At 26.4% G+C, this 20,409-nt stretch carries 16 protein-coding genes and 2 rRNA genes; all 18 read left to right on the top strand.

Annotated features, from left to right (window positions below; translation table 4 throughout):
* Position 1 precedes the first annotated feature (1 nt).
* Positions 2 to 2,882: ribosomal RNA gene (locus ACLFO7_RS03945) — 23S ribosomal RNA — on the top strand.
* Positions 2,883 to 2,956: 74 nt separating this feature from the next.
* Positions 2,957 to 3,062 (top strand): 5S ribosomal RNA (rrf, locus tag ACLFO7_RS03940).
* 89 nt (positions 3,063 to 3,151) lie between these two features.
* Positions 3,152 to 3,331 (top strand): 50S ribosomal protein L32, encoded by a 180-nt coding sequence (gene rpmF / locus ACLFO7_RS03935; protein ID WP_412032203.1) that lies wholly within the window; start codon positions 3,152 to 3,154, stop codon positions 3,329 to 3,331.
* A 6-nt stretch (positions 3,332 to 3,337) separates the two neighbouring features.
* Positions 3,338 to 3,520, top strand: a complete 183-nt coding sequence (locus tag ACLFO7_RS03930) for a hypothetical protein (RefSeq protein ID WP_412032202.1) — start codon at positions 3,338 to 3,340, stop codon at positions 3,518 to 3,520.
* 66 nt (positions 3,521 to 3,586) lie between these two features.
* Complete coding sequence (locus ACLFO7_RS03925) at positions 3,587 to 4,549, top strand: NAD(P)/FAD-dependent oxidoreductase (protein WP_412032201.1); 963 nt, start codon at positions 3,587 to 3,589, stop codon at positions 4,547 to 4,549.
* 7 nt (positions 4,550 to 4,556) lie between these two features.
* A complete protein-coding gene (rsmI, locus tag ACLFO7_RS03920; RefSeq protein ID WP_412032200.1) occupies positions 4,557 to 5,393 on the top strand; it encodes a 16S rRNA (cytidine(1402)-2'-O)-methyltransferase in 837 nt (278 codons plus the stop codon).
* An 18-nt stretch (positions 5,394 to 5,411) separates the two neighbouring features.
* On the top strand, positions 5,412 to 6,089 hold the full coding sequence (locus ACLFO7_RS03915) for a hypothetical protein (protein WP_412032199.1): 678 nt from the start codon (positions 5,412 to 5,414) through the stop codon (positions 6,087 to 6,089).
* A gap of 10 nt (positions 6,090 to 6,099) precedes the next feature.
* Complete coding sequence (locus ACLFO7_RS03910) at positions 6,100 to 7,344, top strand: AAA family ATPase (RefSeq protein ID WP_412032198.1); 1,245 nt, start codon at positions 6,100 to 6,102, stop codon at positions 7,342 to 7,344.
* A 2-nt stretch (positions 7,345 to 7,346) separates the two neighbouring features.
* Positions 7,347 to 8,897: a methionine--tRNA ligase gene (gene metG / locus ACLFO7_RS03905; RefSeq protein WP_412032197.1), complete on the top strand. Its 1,551-nt coding sequence runs from the start codon at positions 7,347 to 7,349 to the stop codon at positions 8,895 to 8,897.
* A 1-nt stretch (position 8,898) separates the two neighbouring features.
* On the top strand, positions 8,899 to 9,582 hold the full coding sequence (locus tag ACLFO7_RS03900; protein WP_412032196.1) for a response regulator transcription factor: 684 nt from the start codon (positions 8,899 to 8,901) through the stop codon (positions 9,580 to 9,582).
* A 108-nt stretch (positions 9,583 to 9,690) separates the two neighbouring features.
* A complete protein-coding gene (locus ACLFO7_RS03895) occupies positions 9,691 to 10,938 on the top strand; it encodes a PstS family phosphate ABC transporter substrate-binding protein (protein WP_412032195.1) in 1,248 nt (415 codons plus the stop codon).
* A gap of 5 nt (positions 10,939 to 10,943) precedes the next feature.
* Positions 10,944 to 12,989 (top strand): phosphate ABC transporter permease PstA, encoded by a 2,046-nt coding sequence (pstA, locus tag ACLFO7_RS03890; protein ID WP_412032194.1) that lies wholly within the window; start codon positions 10,944 to 10,946, stop codon positions 12,987 to 12,989.
* Positions 12,982 to 13,887, top strand: coding sequence for a phosphate ABC transporter ATP-binding protein PstB (gene pstB / locus ACLFO7_RS03885; protein ID WP_412032193.1), 906 nt, complete (start codon positions 12,982 to 12,984; stop codon positions 13,885 to 13,887). Before pstA ends, pstB begins: the two co-directional genes overlap by 8 nt.
* 3 nt (positions 13,888 to 13,890) lie before the next feature.
* A complete protein-coding gene (locus tag ACLFO7_RS03880) occupies positions 13,891 to 14,553 on the top strand; it encodes a PhoU domain-containing protein (protein WP_412032192.1) in 663 nt (220 codons plus the stop codon).
* A gap of 85 nt (positions 14,554 to 14,638) precedes the next feature.
* Positions 14,639 to 15,328, top strand: a complete 690-nt coding sequence (locus ACLFO7_RS03875; protein ID WP_412032191.1) for a hypothetical protein — start codon at positions 14,639 to 14,641, stop codon at positions 15,326 to 15,328.
* Positions 15,329 to 15,345: 17 nt separating this feature from the next.
* Complete coding sequence (gene uvrC / locus ACLFO7_RS03870) at positions 15,346 to 17,115, top strand: excinuclease ABC subunit UvrC (protein WP_412032190.1); 1,770 nt, start codon at positions 15,346 to 15,348, stop codon at positions 17,113 to 17,115.
* Positions 17,116 to 17,234: 119 nt separating this feature from the next.
* Positions 17,235 to 18,785 (top strand): Cof-type HAD-IIB family hydrolase, encoded by a 1,551-nt coding sequence (locus ACLFO7_RS03865; RefSeq protein WP_412032189.1) that lies wholly within the window; start codon positions 17,235 to 17,237, stop codon positions 18,783 to 18,785.
* 31 nt (positions 18,786 to 18,816) lie between these two features.
* Positions 18,817 to 20,409 carry an ATP-binding cassette domain-containing protein gene (locus tag ACLFO7_RS03860; RefSeq protein WP_412032188.1) on the top strand — a complete coding sequence of 531 codons (1,593 nt, stop codon included), beginning with the start codon at positions 18,817 to 18,819 and terminating at the stop codon, positions 20,407 to 20,409.

The following is a 20,409-nucleotide window of genomic DNA, read 5'->3' as shown; positions in this document are numbered from 1 at the left end:
AAAATAAGTTACTAAGGGCTTATGGTGGATGCCTTGGGACTGGAAGGCGATGAAGGACGTGCTAATCTGCGATAAGCTACGGGTAGTTGATAAGGTGCATTAATCCGTAGATGTCCGAATGGGGAAACCTGGTTAACAGTAATGTTAATCATCTTTGACTGAATAAATAGGTCATTGAAGCGATACCTAGTGAAGTGAAACATCTCAGTAACTAGAGGAAAAGAAAACGAAGTGATTCCGTAAGTAGTGGCGAGCGAAAGCGGAGGAGGCCAAACCGAATTAATTTTCGGGGTTATAGGACTGCAATATGGACTTATGGTAGATAGTAGAACAAGTTGGGAAGCTTGATCATAGAAGGTGATAATCCTGTATACGAAATCTATCATATACCTAGCAGTATCCTGAGTACGGCGAGACACGTGGAATCTTGTCGGAATTTGCCCAGACCATTGGGTAAGCCTAAATACTAATCAGTCACCGATAGCGTATAGTACCGTGAGGGAAAGGTGAAAAGAACCCAGAGATGGGAGTGAAATAGAATCTGAAACCATATGCCTACAACGTGTCAGAGCACTTTAATGTGTGATGGCGTGCGTTTTGAAGTATGAGCCGGCGAGTTATTGTAGCATGCAAGGTTAAGCTGTAGAAGTGGAGCCGTAGGGAAACCGAGTCTTAATAGGGCATTTAGTATGTTGCAATAGACCCGAAACGGGATGATCTAGCCATGGGCAGGTTGAAGTTTGGGTAACACCAAATGGAGGACCGAACCGACGTTCGTTGAAACGACCGCGGATGACCTGTGGTTAGTGGTGAAATTCCAATCGAATTCCGTGATAGCTGGTTCTCGCCGAAATAATTTTAGGATTAGCGTTGGATTATGAATGTATGAAGGTAAAGCACTGAATGTATGATGGCGTCACCTCGATGTACTGAATACAATTAAACTCTGAATGTCATATATTTTACTCCAGCAGTCAGACTGTGGGGGATAAGCTTCATAGTCGCGAGGGAAAAAGCCCAGATCGTTAGCTAAGGTCCCCAAATTATGCTAAGTGGAAAAGGATGTTGAAATACTTAAACAGCAAGGATGTTGGCTTAGAAGCAGCCATCGTTTAAAGAGTGCGTAACAGCTCACTTGTCGAGTGTTTCTGCGCCGAAGATTCAACGGGGCTAAGCATAATACCGAAGCTACGGGCTACATTGTAGCGGTAGGCGAGTGTTCTATATGGGACGAAGGTAGATCGTGAGAACTACTGGACTTTATAGAAGTAAGAATGCCGGCATAAGTAACGTATGGAAGTGAGAATCTTCCAAGCCGTATTGACTAAGGTTTCCAGGACTAGGTTCGTCCATCCTGGGTTAGTCGGTCCTAAGGTCAGGCCGAAAGGCGTAGCCGATGGTAAACAGGTTAATATTCCTGTACCAATACATGAATGATGGAGTGACGGAGAAGGTTATTGCAACCCAGTTATTGGATTCTGGGTTAAATGTCAAGTTTTGTAAGTTGGCAAATCCGCTTACTATAATAACAAGGCATGAATACGAGTGAACCCTTCGGGTAGTAGCGAAGTTGCATATATCATGCTTCCAAGAAAAGCTTCTAGTTTATCATTGTATTGTCCGTACCGAGAACGAACACACGTGGTCAAGGAGAGTATCCTAAGGCTAGCGAGTTAACTATTGTTAAGGAACTCTGCAAATTCATCCCGTACGTTCGCAATAAGGGATGCTCAAGTTTCTTGAGCCGCAGTGAAGAGCGAGGGGGAACTGTTTAACAAAAACACAGCTCTATGCTAAATCGCAAGATGATGTATATGGGGTGACACCTGCCCAGTGCCGGAAGGTTAAGGAAGGAAGTTAGGAGCAATCTGAAGCTTTTGACCGAAGCCCTGGTGAACGGCGGCCGTAACTATAACGGTCCTAAGGTAGCGAAATGCCTTGTCGGGTAAATTCCGTCCCGCTTGAATGGTGTAATCATCTCTTGACTGTCTCGACAATAGACTCGGTGAAATTCCGGTTAGGGTGAAGACGCCCTATAGGCGCGATTGGACAAAAAGACCCCATGAAGCTTTACTGTAGCTTAATATTGGGAAATGTTAATTCATTTAGAGAATAGGTGGGAGACTTTGAAATAAGTTCGCTAGGATTTATGGAGTCACCAGTGGAATACCACCATTGTATTAACGTTTCTCTAACTTACTTCCATGTATCTGGTAGTAGGACAGTGTTAGGTGGGCAGTTTGACTGGGGCGGTCGCCTCCCAAAAGGTAACGGAGGCGCGCAATGGTACACTCAACATGGTTGGAAATCATGTGCAGAGCGTAATGGTATAAGTGTGCTTGACTGTGAGACTGATAGGTCGAACAGGTAGGAAACTAGGTCATAGTGATCCGGTGGTGCGGTATGGAACGGCCATCGCTCAACAGATAAAAGCTACTCTGGGGATAACAGGCTGATACTGCCCAAGAGTTCATATCGACGGCAGTGTTTGGCACCTCGATGTCGACTCATCTCATCCTGGAGCTGAAGCAGGTTCCAAGGGTTCGGCTGTTCGCCGATTAAAGAGATACGTGAGTTGGGTTCAAACCGTCGTGAGACAGGTTGGTTTTTATCTGTCGTGCCCGCAAGAAGATTGAGAAGAGCTGCTCTTAGTACGAGAGGACCGGAGTGGAGACACCTCTAGTGTTTCAGTTGTCACGCCAGTGGCATAGCTGAGTAGCTACGTGTCGAATAGATAAACGCTGAAAGCATCTAAGCGTGAAACTAACTTCAAGATTAATCTTCTATTAGAATCGTTGTAGACTACGACGTTGATAGGTTAGAAGTGTAAGCATGGTGACATGTTCAGCTGACTAATACTAATAATTCGAAAACTTATTTGTATTTTGAATTTTGACTAAATAAAAGAAAGATTGGCTCAATATAATATTCAGTTTTCAGAGAATTATCAAAAAGATGCAGTGTTAATATTGTAGTGGAAACACCTGTTCCCATCCCGAACACAGAAGTTAAGCACTATGAAGCCGAAGGTAGTTAATAGCGAGAATAGGAAGATGCTGCTTTAAAGATGCCCAATTTTTGGGTATTTTTAATTATATGAATATAAAACTAAATTATAGTTATAAAATATATCTAATGGAGGTAAATTAACATGGCAGTGCAACAAAGAAGAGTAACTCATTCAAGAAAAGGAATGAGAAGAAGTCACCACCATTTAGAAGAACCAACACTTGTAGCTTGCAAGCAATGTGGCAAGAAAAATTTACCACATAGAGTTTGTAAATCATGTGGTTATTACAAAAACAAAAGTGTTCTTGCTATAGAAAGTTAGTTTTATATGGGAAATGAAAATAATAATAAATTTGATAATGTTTCAAAGTTAATAGATAACAATAATTTTGAAAAAATTAAAGCATATCCAAAAAATAGATGATTTAATTCTTTACTAGCAATTATGTTTACTATTATTGGTGTAATGATTGGTATTATTATTGGATGTTTGTTTATTATATTTTTGTAATCACTATTATGTAAATAATAGTGATTATTTTATTTATAATTTAATAATAATGTTATGGAGCATATTATGAACTTGAATAGAAAAAATGACAATGTAAAAGTAGCTATTATTGGTGCTGGACCTGCTGGTTTATTTGCAGCATCACAATTAAATTTTTTTAAATTTTCAAATTGTATTATTGAAGAAAATCCTTTTATTGGTGGGCAATTGACCCAATTGTATCCTAATAAACCAGTTTATGATTTTCCAGCAAATTATGGAATATTGGCAAAAGACATTATTACAAATTTGTATACTCAGTTATCAAAATATGGGACACCTAATATTTATTTATCTACAAAAGTTGAATCAATAGAAAAAAATGAAAATAATAAATTTATTATTATTACAAATAATGTGATAATAGAGGCAGAATATATTGTAATTGCTACAGGTATAGGCGCATTTTTACCAAACAAACTTGAAGTAAATAATGAAATAATAGAATTTGATAATACTCATTATACTGTTGATCATAATAGTGGAATTTATAAAAATAAAAGAATAGTTATTTTAGGTGGTGGTGACTCTGCTGTGGATTGAGCAAATTATTTTGCTGATAATTCAATCACAAATAATATAGCAATTGTTCATAGAAGAGATGAATATAGAGCTCAAAATACAGGAATAGACAGGTTAAAAGAAAATAATGTACAACAATTTTTAAATTATGAAATAATTGAAGCCACAAAGGAACATTTAATTATTAAGCATAAAGATAATGAGAAAACTTTTAAATTGAACTATGATTTTTTAATTGTACAATATGGTCAAAAAATAAATGAATGTGATATTGAATTTTTTAACAATTTAAATAAAAATGAAATGAATAAATTTATAGTAAATCAAAATCAAAAAACAAATGTAAAAAATGTTTTTGCTATTGGTAGTAGCTCATCATATAATGCAAAAGCAAATACAATTGTTACAGCATGCGGGGAAGCTACAGCTGTAGCTTGATTTATTGCTAAAAATAGACTTGAATGATAATTTATTTATGAAAAAAATATATGTAGTTGCAACACCAATTGGAAATATTAATGAGATTTCAAAAAGAGCAATAGAAATATTAAATAAAATAAAAGTTATTTATTGTGAGGATACTAGGGTTATAAAAAAACTATTAACTTTATTAGATATTAATTTAATTAATAAAAAATTTATATCACTTAATGGATTTAATGAAAAAGAAGTTGTGGAAAAAATTAAATTGCAAAATGAATTTGAAATTTGCCTTGTAAGTGATGCAGGATATCCTACTATTAGTGATCCTGGATTTTGTTTAATTAATTTTGCTATAAATAATAATATTTCAATAGAAATAGTAAATGGTCCTAGCGCATTAATGCATGCTTTAGTTATTAGTGGATTTAGTACTAATAATTTTTATTTTTTTGGTTTTCTAAATAGTAAAAAAAATAAAGCACTTTTTGAACTTGTTAAAATTAAAGAATTTCAAACAACAATTATAATTTATGAATCTGTTCACAGGATAATTGAAACTTTAAAAAATATTAAAGAGGTTTTTTCAGATGATGTTAAATTAATTGTTGCAAAGGAATTAACTAAATCAAATGAAACCATTTACCGTGGTAATATTAACAAAATAATAAAAGAAATAGATTTAAGAGGTGAGTTTGTTATAGTTATTGATAATAACTATAATGAAAATAAAAAAGAAATAATCAATATTAATGATTATATAATGGAGGTTAAAAAGCTTGTGAACAAAAATAATTCTGAAAAAATTGCATGTAAAATGGTTGGATATAAGTATGGAATAAGTTCAAAAGATCTTTTTAATGCTTTACAACTTAAAAAAAATATTATCTAATTATATAGGGTATTAATTGTGAAAAGATCATCAATATATAGAAATGACACAAGTTGAATATTAGGATTATTTATTTATTCTATGCTATGTTTTATCATGTTTTGTGTATCATTAGGTGTTTTTGGTATAGAAATGTGATATTTATCTGATTTAAAGGGGAATAATTCTATACAAAATACATTTAAGTATGATGTTATTGCTTATCCAATGACATTAGTATTAACCATATTTGAGTTAGTTTCATGCATATATTTTATTTGAAATTATTTTTTATGATGTCAGTCACTTTCTAAAAGTGCAGGAAAAAGAAGAAAATTCAATTTTGTTGTTGTAATTTTTGGTTTAGTGATTATTGTATTAATTACTATAGACACTTTATTAAAATTAATTGGAACATTTTCTTGTTTGCCATCTTATATACAAAATTGAACAGGTACTCCATCATTGGTAGTTGGAACAAGTAGATGAGTAACATATTTTATGAAGCCGTATATTTTATTAGGTGCTTCATTAATTGGTGGTGTTTTTTTCTTATCAGCATTTATATTACAAAAACAATGATTCAAATCAGAAATTGATGAAAATTCTTTGCAATCAGTTCAAAATCATTATAGAAATCTTGAAATGAATAAAAAAAGAAGTTTAATTAAAAAACAAAAACAAAAAGATTTATCAAAAAAGATAAAAGTATTTTAATATTTTATGTATGAGCAAAAATAAAATAAATAAAGAATATATAAGAGAAAATTTAAACCCAAAAAATATCAATGATATGATTGGGTTTGATTTTTTATTTCCTAAAAATTCAATTGTTGATAAAATGATTTCTAAAAATCAAATTATATCTACATTATTTTTTGGACCACCAGGATGTGGTAAATCATTATCAATTAGAATGATATTAAAAAAATTGAATCTTGATTATTTTGAATTTAATTCAACAACAGATAATAAAAATGATTTAGTTTCAATTTTAGAAAAATCAAATAAAACTAATAAGTTAATAGTTGTTATAGAGGAAATGCATAGATTAAATAAAGATAAACAAGATTTGTTATTGTATTATCTTGAAGAAGAATTAATTTATTTGTTTGCTACAACAACTGAAAATCCATTTTTTGTTGTAAATCCTGCAATAAGAAGTAGATTGCATTTGTATGAAATGAAAAAAATAGATGAATCTCTATTAATTAATTTAGTTTATGATTATTTAAAAACCAAGGGATATCAATTTAGTTTAAAAATAGTTGAAGAAATAGTTTATAAATCAAATTGTGATTTTAGACAAATTTTTCTTTATATTAATATTTTGTTATCATTGTATGATGATAATAATGAAGATGAAATTTTAGAAGGTTTATTTAATTTTTCTAATTCAAATATTGATAGAAATGGATCAAATTTTTATAATTTACTTTCAGCATTTCATAAATCAATCAGAGGAAGTGATCCTCATGCATCAATATATTATTTAGCAAAACTACTACAAACAAATAATTTATTACCAATTTTTAGAAGATTATATGCTATTGCTTATGAAGATATTGGGATTGCAAATCCAAAAATTGGTGCAAATGTTCATGCAGCAATTGTTGCTGCACAAACTATAGGTATGCCAGAAGCAAGAATACCTTTAGCAAGTATCACAATAGAATTGGCATTATCACCAAAATCAAATAGCTGTATATCTGCAATTGATGATGCTATGAATTTAATAAAAAATCATGATTATGATCCTCCAAGTCATATATGTGATAATCATTATAAAAATGCTAAGAATTTAAATGTTGTTGGATATAAATATCCTCATAATTATATTAATAATTGAGTAGAACAACAATATCTACCTAATAAAATAAAAAGTTATAATTTTTATAAACACAATAAATATAGTCTATATGAAAATAAGTTAAATGAGTATTGAAACAAAATTAAAAATAGAGGTAATTAATTATGAAAAAATTTTATGTTACTACTCCAATATTTTATCCTTCTGGGAAACCACATTTGGGACATGCATTTTCTGCTTTATATGCATCTTTGCTTGCTGAATATAAAAGATTATTAGGATATGATGTGTACTTTGCAACTGGCACTGATGAACATGGTCAAAAAATAGAAGAGACAGCTAAATCAAAAAATATAACACCACAAGAATTAGTTGATAATAATTCTGATGTATTTAAAAAATTATGAAATAAGATGGGAATAAGATATGATTATTTTATTAGAACAACTAATTCATGTCATAAAAAAGCAGTCCAAGAAACTTTTGATTTTTTATTAAAAAAAGGTTTTATTTATTTGGGTAATTGAAGAGGTTTGTATTGTATTTCATGTGAAGAAAACTATACTGAAAATTCTGCAATAAAAAAGGACTCTGAATTTTTTTGTGAACATGGGCACAAACTAGTTTCAAAAAATGAAGAATCTTACTTTTTAAAAATAAAATCATTTAATGAATGAATAATAAATATGTTATCTAATAATAAAGACTTTATATATCCACATAACAGGAGTAAAGAATTAATAAATAATTTTTTATCTGATGGAAAATTAGAAGATTTATCTATTACAAGAACAACATTTGAATGAGGTATAAAAACTTTAGTTAATAGTAAGCATGTTATTTATGTATGACTTGATGCTTTGTTAAATTATATAACTTTATTGGGATATAAATCAGATGATGATAGTAATTTTAAAAAATATTGAATATCTGATGATTGTGAAAAAGTACATTTAATAGGAAAAGAAATAACTAGATTCCACTGCATTTACTGACCTATAATTTTAAAAATGTTAGATTTACCTTTGCCAAATAAAATAATATCTCATGGTTGAATTATTACAAACACTGGAAAAATGTCAAAATCATTAGGTAATGTTATAGATCCAACTGATATTATTGATAATTATGGCAAAGATGCATTTAGATATTTTTTGGCAAAAGAAATATCTATTAAAGATGATAGTGTTTATTCAGATGATAAATTTATAACAACATTTAATACTGATCTTGCAAATAACTATGGAAATTTAATTAATAGAACAATTGGTATGTTAAAAAAATATAACAATAATATTGTTCCAAAATATAATGGTCCTATAACCTATAATGATTTTTTGATAGTTAAAACACAAAATGAATTTTTATCTAAAGCTAAAGAATTAATAGATGATTTAAACATAAAAGATCTTATTGATTTAATTTGTGATTTTGAAAACAAAATAAATAATTACATAGAACAATCAAAACCATGAGATTTTTTAAAAAATAATATGAAACAAAATTTAGATAGTTTTTTATCAATTCTTGTTAATTTAATTAGAACTACAATTGCTTTTTTAAAACCTATATTAATTGATGCAACAGAACTAGCCATTCAACAATTGAATTTTGACAAAGAAATTTTATTGATAGATTCTTTAAAAGACTTTTCTAAAGTGGATAACATAACTGTTAATGAAGCGAAACCTATTTTTGTAAGAATTAGTCAATAAAATGAAAACAAATATTTTATTTATATATAATGTTTCAAAAACACTTAATGGTCTAAAGATAGAACTTGATGATAATACTTTTATTGTTGAAGCTTGCAATAGTAGTGATAAAGAAACTGTTGATAAAAAAATTAAAAACTTTAGACATGATATTGTTATTATTGAGGTTACAAACAATATTGAATACATAATAAATCTAATTAAAGAAATAAGAAATAAATCTATATTAACAGATATTATTACCTATGGTCATAATGAGACTTTAGAAAATATTCTATCTTTATATAAAAATGGAGCAAATGATTATATACAAGCTCCAATTGAACCTAAAATATTAATGTTTAAGATATATTCATTATCTCAAAAATATGAAATTCTAAACTCAAAATATTTTAATAATTATGTAAAATATGGAGACTTTGTCGTTGATAGAGAAGCTAATATTATTTATTTAAATAATTCTCAAATAGAAATAACAAAAAAAGAATATAGAATTTTAAGATTACTTATGAAAGCAGATGGTTCTCCTGTTAATAAACAAACACTACAAAAAGAAATATGGGGCTTTGTTGATGAATCATCAAAAACAGTAGAAACAACAATTTCAGCATTAAAAAAGAAGTTAAATAATGGATATATTAAGACAATTATAAAGCAAGGTTATTTTCTAGATAAAAACTATTAATATTTATTTTAACAAGGTAAAAAATATTTTTACCTTGTTAAAATATTTTTTTTAATTTTTTATTTTATTGCAATATCATTTAACCATAACATTAGGGGAACCTATATTATGAATAAGTATGTGAAGTATATTTCACTTGGTATTTTTGTTGCAATACCTATAGGTTTTATTGTTGGATTTTCAAGAGCTTGAAATTCGCCTCCATCAATTACTGCAGCAGGTTCAACTGCTGTACAACCTTTATTGGCAGCACTTGGAAATTATTATGATAAAGCTGATGTAACTGTACAACCAGGAGGAAGTTCTCTTGGAATGAAAGTGGCAGCAGATGGAAGCAAAAGTTTAGGTAATGCTTCAAAAAACACATATTCATCTGTTGGTAAAGCAACAATGGAAAAAAATGGTTTTACTTGAGAAACTTGAAGAGATAATGGATTAAAAACTATAACAGTTGCATGAGATGGAATTGCTATTGTTTATAAACCAGATTCACAAGATGATCCTGTATTACAAATTAATCAAGATAATATATTAATGATATATGAATCTTTTGCAGGAATTAAAAATTATAGATTATATGATTTGTTTGTAAATCAAATAGATGTTAATAATAAAAAGAATAATTTATTAAACTATCAAAACCCAATAAATTCTAGTTTTATTAAACCTTATGCTAGAACAGGGGGGGGGAATGCCTCAGGTACTGCAACATCTTTTGCCAAAGAATCAGGCTTCAATTATAGTTCTAAAGATGAACAAAGGTGGAAGGAGGCCCAAGATATTTTGCTTTCTGGAAATTATGGATCAAATGTTTCTACAACAAATGAATCTAATGTTGAGTCTTGAAATAGATTTAATATTGAAAATAAACCAGGATCAATGATTTATCTTTCTTTAGGATTTGTAAGTACAAACAGAGAATTTATTGAAAGCCAGGGATATAAAATTGCAAATTATTATAATCCAATATATTCACCAAATAATGTGCCTGTAATTGCTGATACAAAAAATGTTACTAATAAAACATATGGATGATATTCACCATTAAATACAATCATAGCTACAAATTTAGCAAATAATTTGGTAAAACAATTTATTTGGTGATTATATACAGATGAATATGTAAATAGAAGTGACACTGATAATCCAGGATTAATTCAAAAAATAGGTTATGCACCTTTATCAGATGAAGATAAATTAAAAATGTTTTATTTACAAAATGAAACAATAATTGATAATCAAATTAATACAAGTAATTATAAATCATATGAGGATGTATTTTTTCATGTTACTGATATTCAAAAAGGAAGTACTACATGAGAAAAAAGTAATCAATGATATGGAGTACCAAAGTAATAAATATGAATGAGCAAGTAACTATTAAATTAAATACAAATAATGATAAACAATTTCTTAGAACAAAAATAAAAAATATAAATAATAATGTTGGTAAATATTTCAGTATGATTATTTCAACATTTGTTGGTGTTATTCTATTTGCTATTTTAGGATTTATTTTATATAAATCTATTCAAGGTTTTGAATATTATGGAATTGAGAAAATTTTATTTTCTGATAAATTTAATATTTCAAATGGTAAAGAACATGGAGTTTCTTTTTGACTTCCTTTTGTATCAACTCTTCTTACTACATTAATAGCTTTATTAATTGCTGTTCCTGTAGGAGTTAAAACATCAATCTTTATTAAATTTAGGGTTGATAAAAAATATAAAAAAACATTCAGAATATTAAGTGAGACATTAGCTGGTATACCATCTGTAATATTTGGTTTATTTGCATCAAAATCACTTGGAGCATTATTGTCTCAAATGGGAATAAATAATTATTCAATTATTAATGCATCTATTATGCTATCTTTCATGATTATTCCTACAATTATTGCTATGTCATTAAATGCCTTAGATTCTGTAGATAAAAATTTAATTATAAATCCAATTGCAATTGGTTCTACAAAGACAAGAGCAATTTATAAAGTGTATAAAAAAGCAGCAAGAAATGGAATAATAGTTGCAATAATTATTGCTATGGGAAGAGCAATTGGCGAAACAATGGCTTTGTCTATGATTTTGCAAAATGAAAATGGTTATATTGAGGGATTTAATAATGGTTTATTATATTCATTAAATAGTGATTTAAAAACTGTATCAGTTGTAATAGCAACAAATATGTTTGGTGAAAATAGTAATGAAATAACAAGATCATTATTATTTGTTTTTGGATTCATTTTATTTATATTTATAATGATATTTAATGTACTTATTTTATATGTAACTAGACAAAAAGGAAGTAGAGTTAGTAGATTAGATAAATTCATTGATAAACTATATTATTATGTTTTATTTATTCCAAGACAAATTTCAAATATATTTGAATGATTAATGTTTAAAGAACGTAGATCTAAAAAATTGATATCTCATGAAGAAATAATTGAGTATACACGTATAAGAACTACTAATTATAAATTTGCAAACTTATACACTTGATATAAATTATTTTGGGAAATATTTTCTTTCTTGTTATGTTTAAGTATTCTTATATGGATTATTTTGGAAATATTTGTAAAAGGTTGGGTTGCATTAGGGGCAAATTCTACAAGTATATTTATGTATACTAAAAATACATCAGGACAAGCTTTTTTAAATACAATATTAGTTATTTTTATAGCAATTCTAATTGGTTTACCTATTTCTTTAATTTCAGCAATTTATTTAAATGAATATTCAAAAAATAAATATTTTAATAAAACAATTAATTTTTTCTTAGATTCTTTAGGTTCTACACCATCTATATTATTTGGTATGTTTGGATTGATTTTCTTTATTGAAACCTTAGGATGAACAAGTGATGGAGCAAAAGGATACTCATTGATTGCAGGTTCTTTAACAATAGTTCTTGTAATACTACCAAGTTTTACAAGATCTATACAACAAGCATTAATACAAGTGCCATATGAAGTAAGAATTAATGCTTTGGCATTAGGAAGTTCTAAATGAGAAGTAATATACAAAATTGTTTTACCAGCAGCTTTAACAGGAATAATAACAAGCACAATCTTAGCTATAGGTAGAATTCTTAGTGAAACTGCTCCACTATATTTAACAGCCGGATTAACAAGTTCTACAGAAACAGCTTTAGATAGACCAGGTCAAACTTTAACTACAAGAATTTATGCTCAGTTATATAACACTAATATAACTGAAGGGATAAACATAATGTATGAAATTGCTTTTATAACACTATTATTAGTATTGAGTTTAATTTTAATTGGTTATGTATTAATTCCAAATAAGAAAGAAATAAATAAATGATTTATAAATAAATTTCAATTCATTAAATATTTCTTCAAAAAAGAAATGTTATTAAAAAACAAGGAGATTTATGAGTAATTTAAAATTAACAACCCAGGAAATTAAGTTGCCTAGTGATAAACATTCTTCGCCAAAAAAAGTTTCTTTTTTTAAAAAACTTTTTTCAAATAAACACAATGTTACTATTAATCAAGAAATTAAAGAAGATTTTGATGAATCAAATTCATTTGAAATAAGAGACTTTAATTTCTGATATAACAATGGTTATAAACAAGCTCTATTTAATATCAATTTGAATATAAAAAAAAATAAGGTAATTTCTTTTATAGGACCTAGTGGGTGTGGTAAATCTACTTTTTTAAGAATGTTGAATAGAATGAATGATTTAATTGATAATGTAAAATTTGAGGGAGATATTTTTTTTAATAAAATAAATATTTATTCAAAAAAAACACATGTTTTAGAATTAAGAAGTGATGTAGGTATGGTTTTTCAAAAACCTACACCATTTCCAATGTCTATTTATGAAAATGTTGCATATGGTTTAAGAAGCAAGGGAATAAAAAATAAGAAAACTATAGATCAGATAGTTGAAAAGTCTTTAAAAGATGCAGCATTATGAGATGAAATTAAAGATAATTTAGATGATTCAGCTTTGGGGTTATCTGGTGGGCAACAACAAAGATTATGTATTGCAAGAGCAATTGCTATAGAACCAAAAGTTTTACTAATGGATGAACCAACTTCTGCATTAGATCCTATAGCAACATCTAAAATTGAAGAATTAGTTTTATCTTTAAAGAAAAAGTATACAATAGTTATTGTCACACATTCTATGGCACAAGCACAAAGAATTAGTGATTACACTGCATTCTTTTTTGAAGGAAAACTAATTGAATCAGGACCAACAAGAAAAATATTTATGAAACCAAAAGAACAAAGAACAAGAGATTATGTAAATGGAAGGATTGGATAAAGTATGGCTATTAATTTTTTAAGTCTTGAAAAATCAGAATTGGAATTAAATGATAATTTCTTATCATTGGTTTCATTGTGTAGAAAAATGTATATTAAATTAGCAACAATGGTTGATAATAAAATTGTTACTCAAGAATCTCTTGATAAAATGGAAGAATATCATAATAGAGTAAATGAATCTCGAAGAGATATTAGAGATGATTGTATTTGAATAATTTCAAAAGACCAACCAAGAGCAAGTCATTTAAGATATATTATTGCTGTGCTTTATTCTATAAAAGATATTGAAAGAATGTCTGATTATGCTTACACAATTTCAAGGATTTTAAAAAAAGAAAAAATCACAACTGTAATGGTGAATAGATTAAGTAGTTTATTAGGAAAATCCATTGATTTTTATGATTGTATAATTGATGTTCTTTCGAAAGATGATTTGAGTGAATATGAAGAAAAAATACAATCAATGTTTAATAGTTTTAGAATTGATTATAAGAATTTTTTAACAAATTCCATTGAATTATTTTCTAAAACCTTAAGTCCAAGTGATGTTTCACAATTTATTTCATATTATTTTAATTTTTCAATTATTATTAAGTACATTGATAGAATTGTTGACCATTGTCTATCAATTTACAAAAATTTTGTTTCTGTTAAAAATAGATAATATTAATTTAAAAAATGCTTTTGCTATAAGCATTTTTTTATTTCATGTTTTTATAAATTAAAAAAGAATAGTTATAATAATTTATATGAAAACTAAAGTTATTCCACATTTGTTTAATAGAAGATATGAACTAGAAGATATACATAAATATTTTGATTATTTAAGAGTAAATAATCCACATATGACATATAAAAAAATAAGTAATATTTTTTTTGATATTAAAAAATATTTCTCCTCAAAAACATATAAATATTTTTATGTTTACTGTTTTGATATTGTTAGACAGTGAATAAATACAAATGAATTGTATACAGAAGACTATATTGTTAAATTAGAATTTATTTTAAAAAAATTAAATTTATTAAATTCTCTTAATTCTTTAGAAATAGAATATATTAATCATTTTAAATCAATTATATTTGCAAAAAAAAGAAATTTAAAAGAGTTGATTGTTGATTTCCCTTTATTAAATTTAAATGATTATAGATGGAAAGAAAAAGCCTACTTTCATTTTGAAAGATCAACAATATCTATAGTAAACTGTACAAGCTGTGAAATAATAATTAATAAATGTAATATTTACCTTACAAATTATAGAATAGTTTGTAGTAGCAACATTGATTATTTGTCATTTTATATAAAGGACATTGAATCATATAAATTAGGATTAAGTGGTTTTGAAATTTTTTACAATAATAAAAAATATATAATAGAAGTTAATGATAAATATGAATTATTTGTTTCTTATGAAAGAATAATTAATTTTATTTCATAACAACTTATAATCAATATATGACTGATTTAGAAAAAAAATTAAAAAGTGTACCAAAACTACCAGGATGTTATTTGTGAAAAGATAAAAATGGAGTCATTATATACATTGGTAAAGCAAAAAATTTATATAATAGAACTCATCAATATTTTAATTCCAAAAAAGATCCAAAAACTTTTAAACTTGTCCAAGAAATATATGATTTAGACTATGTTATAGTTAATAATGAAAATGAGTCATTATTGTTAGAAAATAATTTAATTGGCAAATACAAACCAAAATATAATATATTGCTTAGGGAGTCTAATACTTTTCCTTATATTGTTGTAACAAAAGAAGAACATCCTAGGATTTTATATAGTCATGATAATAAAAGGAAAATTAGAGGAACATATTATGGTCCCTTTGCAACCACAAAAAAATATGAATTATATAATTTTATAAATAGAATATTTCCTCTAAGAAAATGTAGAACATTACCAAATCAAAAATGCATTTATTATGACATAGGTCAATGTCTTGGGCCTTGTATTAATAAAATAACAAAAAATGATTATGAACCATATTTAAAAAGAATAAATGATTTTTTCTCTGGTAAATATCATGAACTTGATGAAAGTTTAAAAAAGGAAGAATTATCTAGTGCTGAAAAACTAAATTTTGAAATGTCAAAAGAGTATTTTGATTTAAGAAATAGTTTGAAATCGTTTTCTTTAAAACAGGATATCATATCTTCAAAAAATAATGATGAAGATGTTATTGGTTTTGCTATTAAAGAAAATATTATTGCAATAGTAATATTTAAATATGCTAATGGTTTTTTAATAAGTAAGTATGATATTTTTACAGTATTTTATTTATCAAGCGATGAAATAGTTGAATCATTAGTATTTGATTATTATTCAAATTTGGCAATTGAAAAACCTAAAAATGTTTATTTGTCATTAGATAATAGTATTTTAAATAATTTATCATTATCTTTAAAGATTAATTTTATTAATCCAACAAAAGGCTCAAAGAAAGATATTATGTTAACTGCACTTACAAATGCAAATGAATTAATGAAAAGTAAATATTTGACAGCAGTTTCAAATTTATCAAGAGAATCAAATGCATTACAACAACTTCAAGATTTAATAGGAGTTGATTCTACATATATAATTGAAATGTTTGATAATTCAAATATTTTTAATGATGATAAAGTATCAGCTATGGTAGTTTATGAAAATGGTAAGAAAAATAAAAATTTATATAGAAAATTTAATATTAAAAATTTAGAATCAAATTCAGATTATGAATATATGGAGGAAGTTATTTTTAGAAGATATAAGTTGGTTATTGATTCTAAAAATAGTTTACCAAATTTAATCATTGTTGATGGAGGAAAACCACAGGTTTCTGCTGCTTTAAAATCCCTTAAAAAATTACATATAGATTCTGTTGTTCCTGTTATTGGTTTAGCAAAAGATGATAAACATAAAACAGATAGAATAGTTAAATCAGATTTAACTGAAATTAAATTAGATAAAACATCAGAGTTATATTTTTTTCTTCTTAACATGCAAGATGAAGTTCATAGATTTGCTATAACATTTCATAGATCAAAGAGAAGTAAATCATTATTTAAAACAACACTTAATGAAATAAATAATTTAGGTAAAAAAAGAATTGAAAAATTATTATTAAAGTTTGAAACAATAGAAAAAATAAAAGAAGCTAGTGTTGATGAATTATCACAAGTTGTGCCAAGAAAAATAGCAATAGAAATAAAAAATAAGTTAAAAATATAAAAAATATTTATTTTGAAAAAATATGAAATAAATATTTTTTATATTTTTATTCATTGGTTATTTTTAATATATAATTAGTTATATTTTATGGATTGAAGTAATAATTTTGGTGATTAAAAATGAACTATAAAGTGGCAATGATTGACTTGGATGGAACGCTTTTACATAATAGAACATCAATTAGCCAAACTAATTTAGAGGCTTTAAAAAAATATAAAGATAATGGTGGAGATATTGTAATTGCAACAGGAAGATGACCTCTTTCATCTTTTGTTTTTAATAAAACAATTGAAGAATTTGTAGGTTCCCCAAATAAATATTTAGTTACATTGAATGGTGCATTAATATATCAATTATCAGATAATACTTTGATTTATGAACAAGCAATAGATGATGAAATATTTGAAAAGATTTTGGAATTAAGAAAAAAATTTAATTTAGCAATGTGAATCTATTCAAAGGAGGGCATTGATAATAAATTAATTCACTCTTATAAAATTCCATTCAAATGATTTATAAGCAAATTTAATTATGGGAAAATAATTAATCATAGGGGAGAAAAACTAAAGACATATAAAATATTGTTTGGATCTTTTAATAGAAAAAAAATAGATGATGTTTATTCTTGATTGGATAAATATTTTTGTGATTATTTAAATATTATAAGAACCTCTAAAAAGGTTATAGAAGTCACCCACAAAAATGTTGATAAAGGTTTTGCATTAGAATTTATAAGTAAAAAAGAGAATATTAAAAAACAAAATATAGTTTGTTTTGGAGATTCTGGTAATGATGTTAGTATGTTTATAAATTCTGGTTTTAAAGTTTGCTTAAATAGGAATAATCAAGATTTATCTAAAATATCAAATGTTGTTGCAAACCACAAAAATGGTGTTGCATTTGCAATTGATAAATATTTATTTAATATAACAGATTTTTCTAATGATAAAGTGTTGAATTTGAATTTTTATGGAACTTTATTTAATGTTGTAGAACATGTAGATTTTGTAAAAAATTTAAAATTTTGAGAATACTTAATTTCTGGACAGCCTTTATCAATTTTATCTAAATATTCATTAAATGATAATTTGATGATGTTTAAAAGTATTATTGATATAAATAAAAATATATTGATAAATTGTGGTGATGGATCAGTAGTTTATTCATGCAAAACAAAAAAAATTATCAAAAAATCTATAATAACAGAAACCCAACTTTCTTTATTAACAAATTTTCTTACTAAATCTTTAAATAATGAGATGGTAAGTATTATTATTAATCAAACATCAGGTTCCAATTATTTTCTTACTAGTAATCCTAATAATTTTATAAATTTTATTAGAGATACTGGCTTTAATGAGGAAAATTTTACTGTTATTGATAGAGATTTTGAAAAATATTTGTCCCCACATACATCTAAATATACAAATATTATTATTATAGGTATAGATAGCATTCCAAATAGTATAAATATAAATTCTTTCAGAATTGATATTAGAGGGAATGTTATATCTATTGCTAATAAAGTTAATTTTATTGATAATTATGAAGAAATTGTTAAAGAACATTTTAATTGTTCTGCAATTGAGACCATTGATGTTAAAACAATTATTAATAGTGAAAAGCAATTGTTTTCATCAATTGATGATTTAATAAAAAATAATTTCTAATTTCATTATCAGTAGATATGGAGGATTTACTTTGAAAAATGAAATTTTCATCCAAATTAAAAATATAAGAAAAGAATATAGTGATGGGAATGTCGCAGTAAATAATATAAACTTGGAAATTAAAAAGGGTGAGTTTGTTACAATTTTAGGCCCAAGTGGATGTGGAAAAACAACATTGTTAAAAATGTTGGGAGGATTTGAATTGCCAACATCAGGAAAAATATTGGTAAAAAATATTGATATAAAAGATCTGCCTGTGCAAAGAAGGCCAACTGCAACTGTTTTCCAAGATTATGCTCTATTTCCAAATATGAATGTTGAAAAAAATATTTTATATGGTTTAAAGGAAACTAGAATTAAATTAGATTCTATTGATAATAATACATTTAAACAATGCGAAAAATATTTTGATGATTGTTTAAAAAAATCAAAAGAAAAAATAAAAGATATTCAAAGAAAAAAAGAAAATCTTAGAAAAGACAAAGAAAAAATTCTTAAGAGAATTAATAAAAATGATTTATTAAACAAAATTTATCATATGTCTGAAGATGAATATGATTTAATTATTGAAGATATAAAAAAACAGTATTATGAAAAATACAATAAAGACTTGCTTAGTTCTATTCCATTTAAAATAAAGTTTTATGAATTTGTAAATAATGCACTTAATTTTTTTAGAATAAATAAATACATAAATTATAAAACAAATGAAAGTAGTGGTTTTGTTCAATCTTATTTAAATCATGAAAGAACATATAGAATAAAAAACATGTGTGAACATAAGATAGAAAAAATAGATTTTTCTTATAATGATTTAGATTATTGAGTGTCATACTGAGAAAATTATCCGTATGAGGAAAAAGATTGATTTGAAAAAAGAAAGATGTCTAGAAAATTGACTAAAGAAGAGTTGAAAAATGAAATTAATCAAATTATAGATTTAGTTGGTTTAACTGGAAAAAATAAAAAAATGCCAAATGAATTATCTGGTGGTATGCAGCAAAGAGTTGCATTGGCTAGAGCGCTTGTAATTAAACCTGATATTCTTTTATTAGATGAACCTCTTAGTGCATTAGATGCACAAGTAAGAAAGCAAATGCAAATGGAATTAAAAAGATTACATGATGAATTGGGAATAACTTTCATTTTAGTAACACATGATCAAGAAGAAGCACTGACTCTTTCTGATAAAGTTGTTGTTATGTCTCATGGAAATGTTGAACAAATTGGTTCGCCTGTTGAAATATATGATACACCTGCTAATAATTGAGTTGCAAAATTTATTGGGAAGGCAAATATTTTTGAAGGAAAATATATAGGCCATGGTCAAGTTTTAATTCATAATACAAAATTTGATATTGGAAATGAATTAGGAAAAAAATTTAGTATAAATCAAAGCGTTAATATAATGATAAGACCAGAAGATTTTGATGTTGTTCCTTTAAGTAAGTCAAAAATTAAAGTTAATGTTGATAAAACAATTTATAAAGGATTGTTGTGAGAATTAGTTTGTTCATGAAAAGATATAAAATTAAATGTTGAATCAGTGAATAAAGTTAATGAAAGTCAAAATGTTGGATTAACATGAGACATAGAAGATATACATGTTATGGCGGTAGACTAA

The sequence above is a fragment of the Malacoplasma muris genome, assembly GCF_046774425.1.
GTDB classification, from domain to species: Bacteria; Bacillota_I; Bacilli_A; order Mycoplasmatales; family Mycoplasmoidaceae; genus Malacoplasma; species Malacoplasma muris.
Note: the sequence above shows the minus strand (reverse complement) of the source record. Positions and strands in the feature narration are given on the sequence as shown.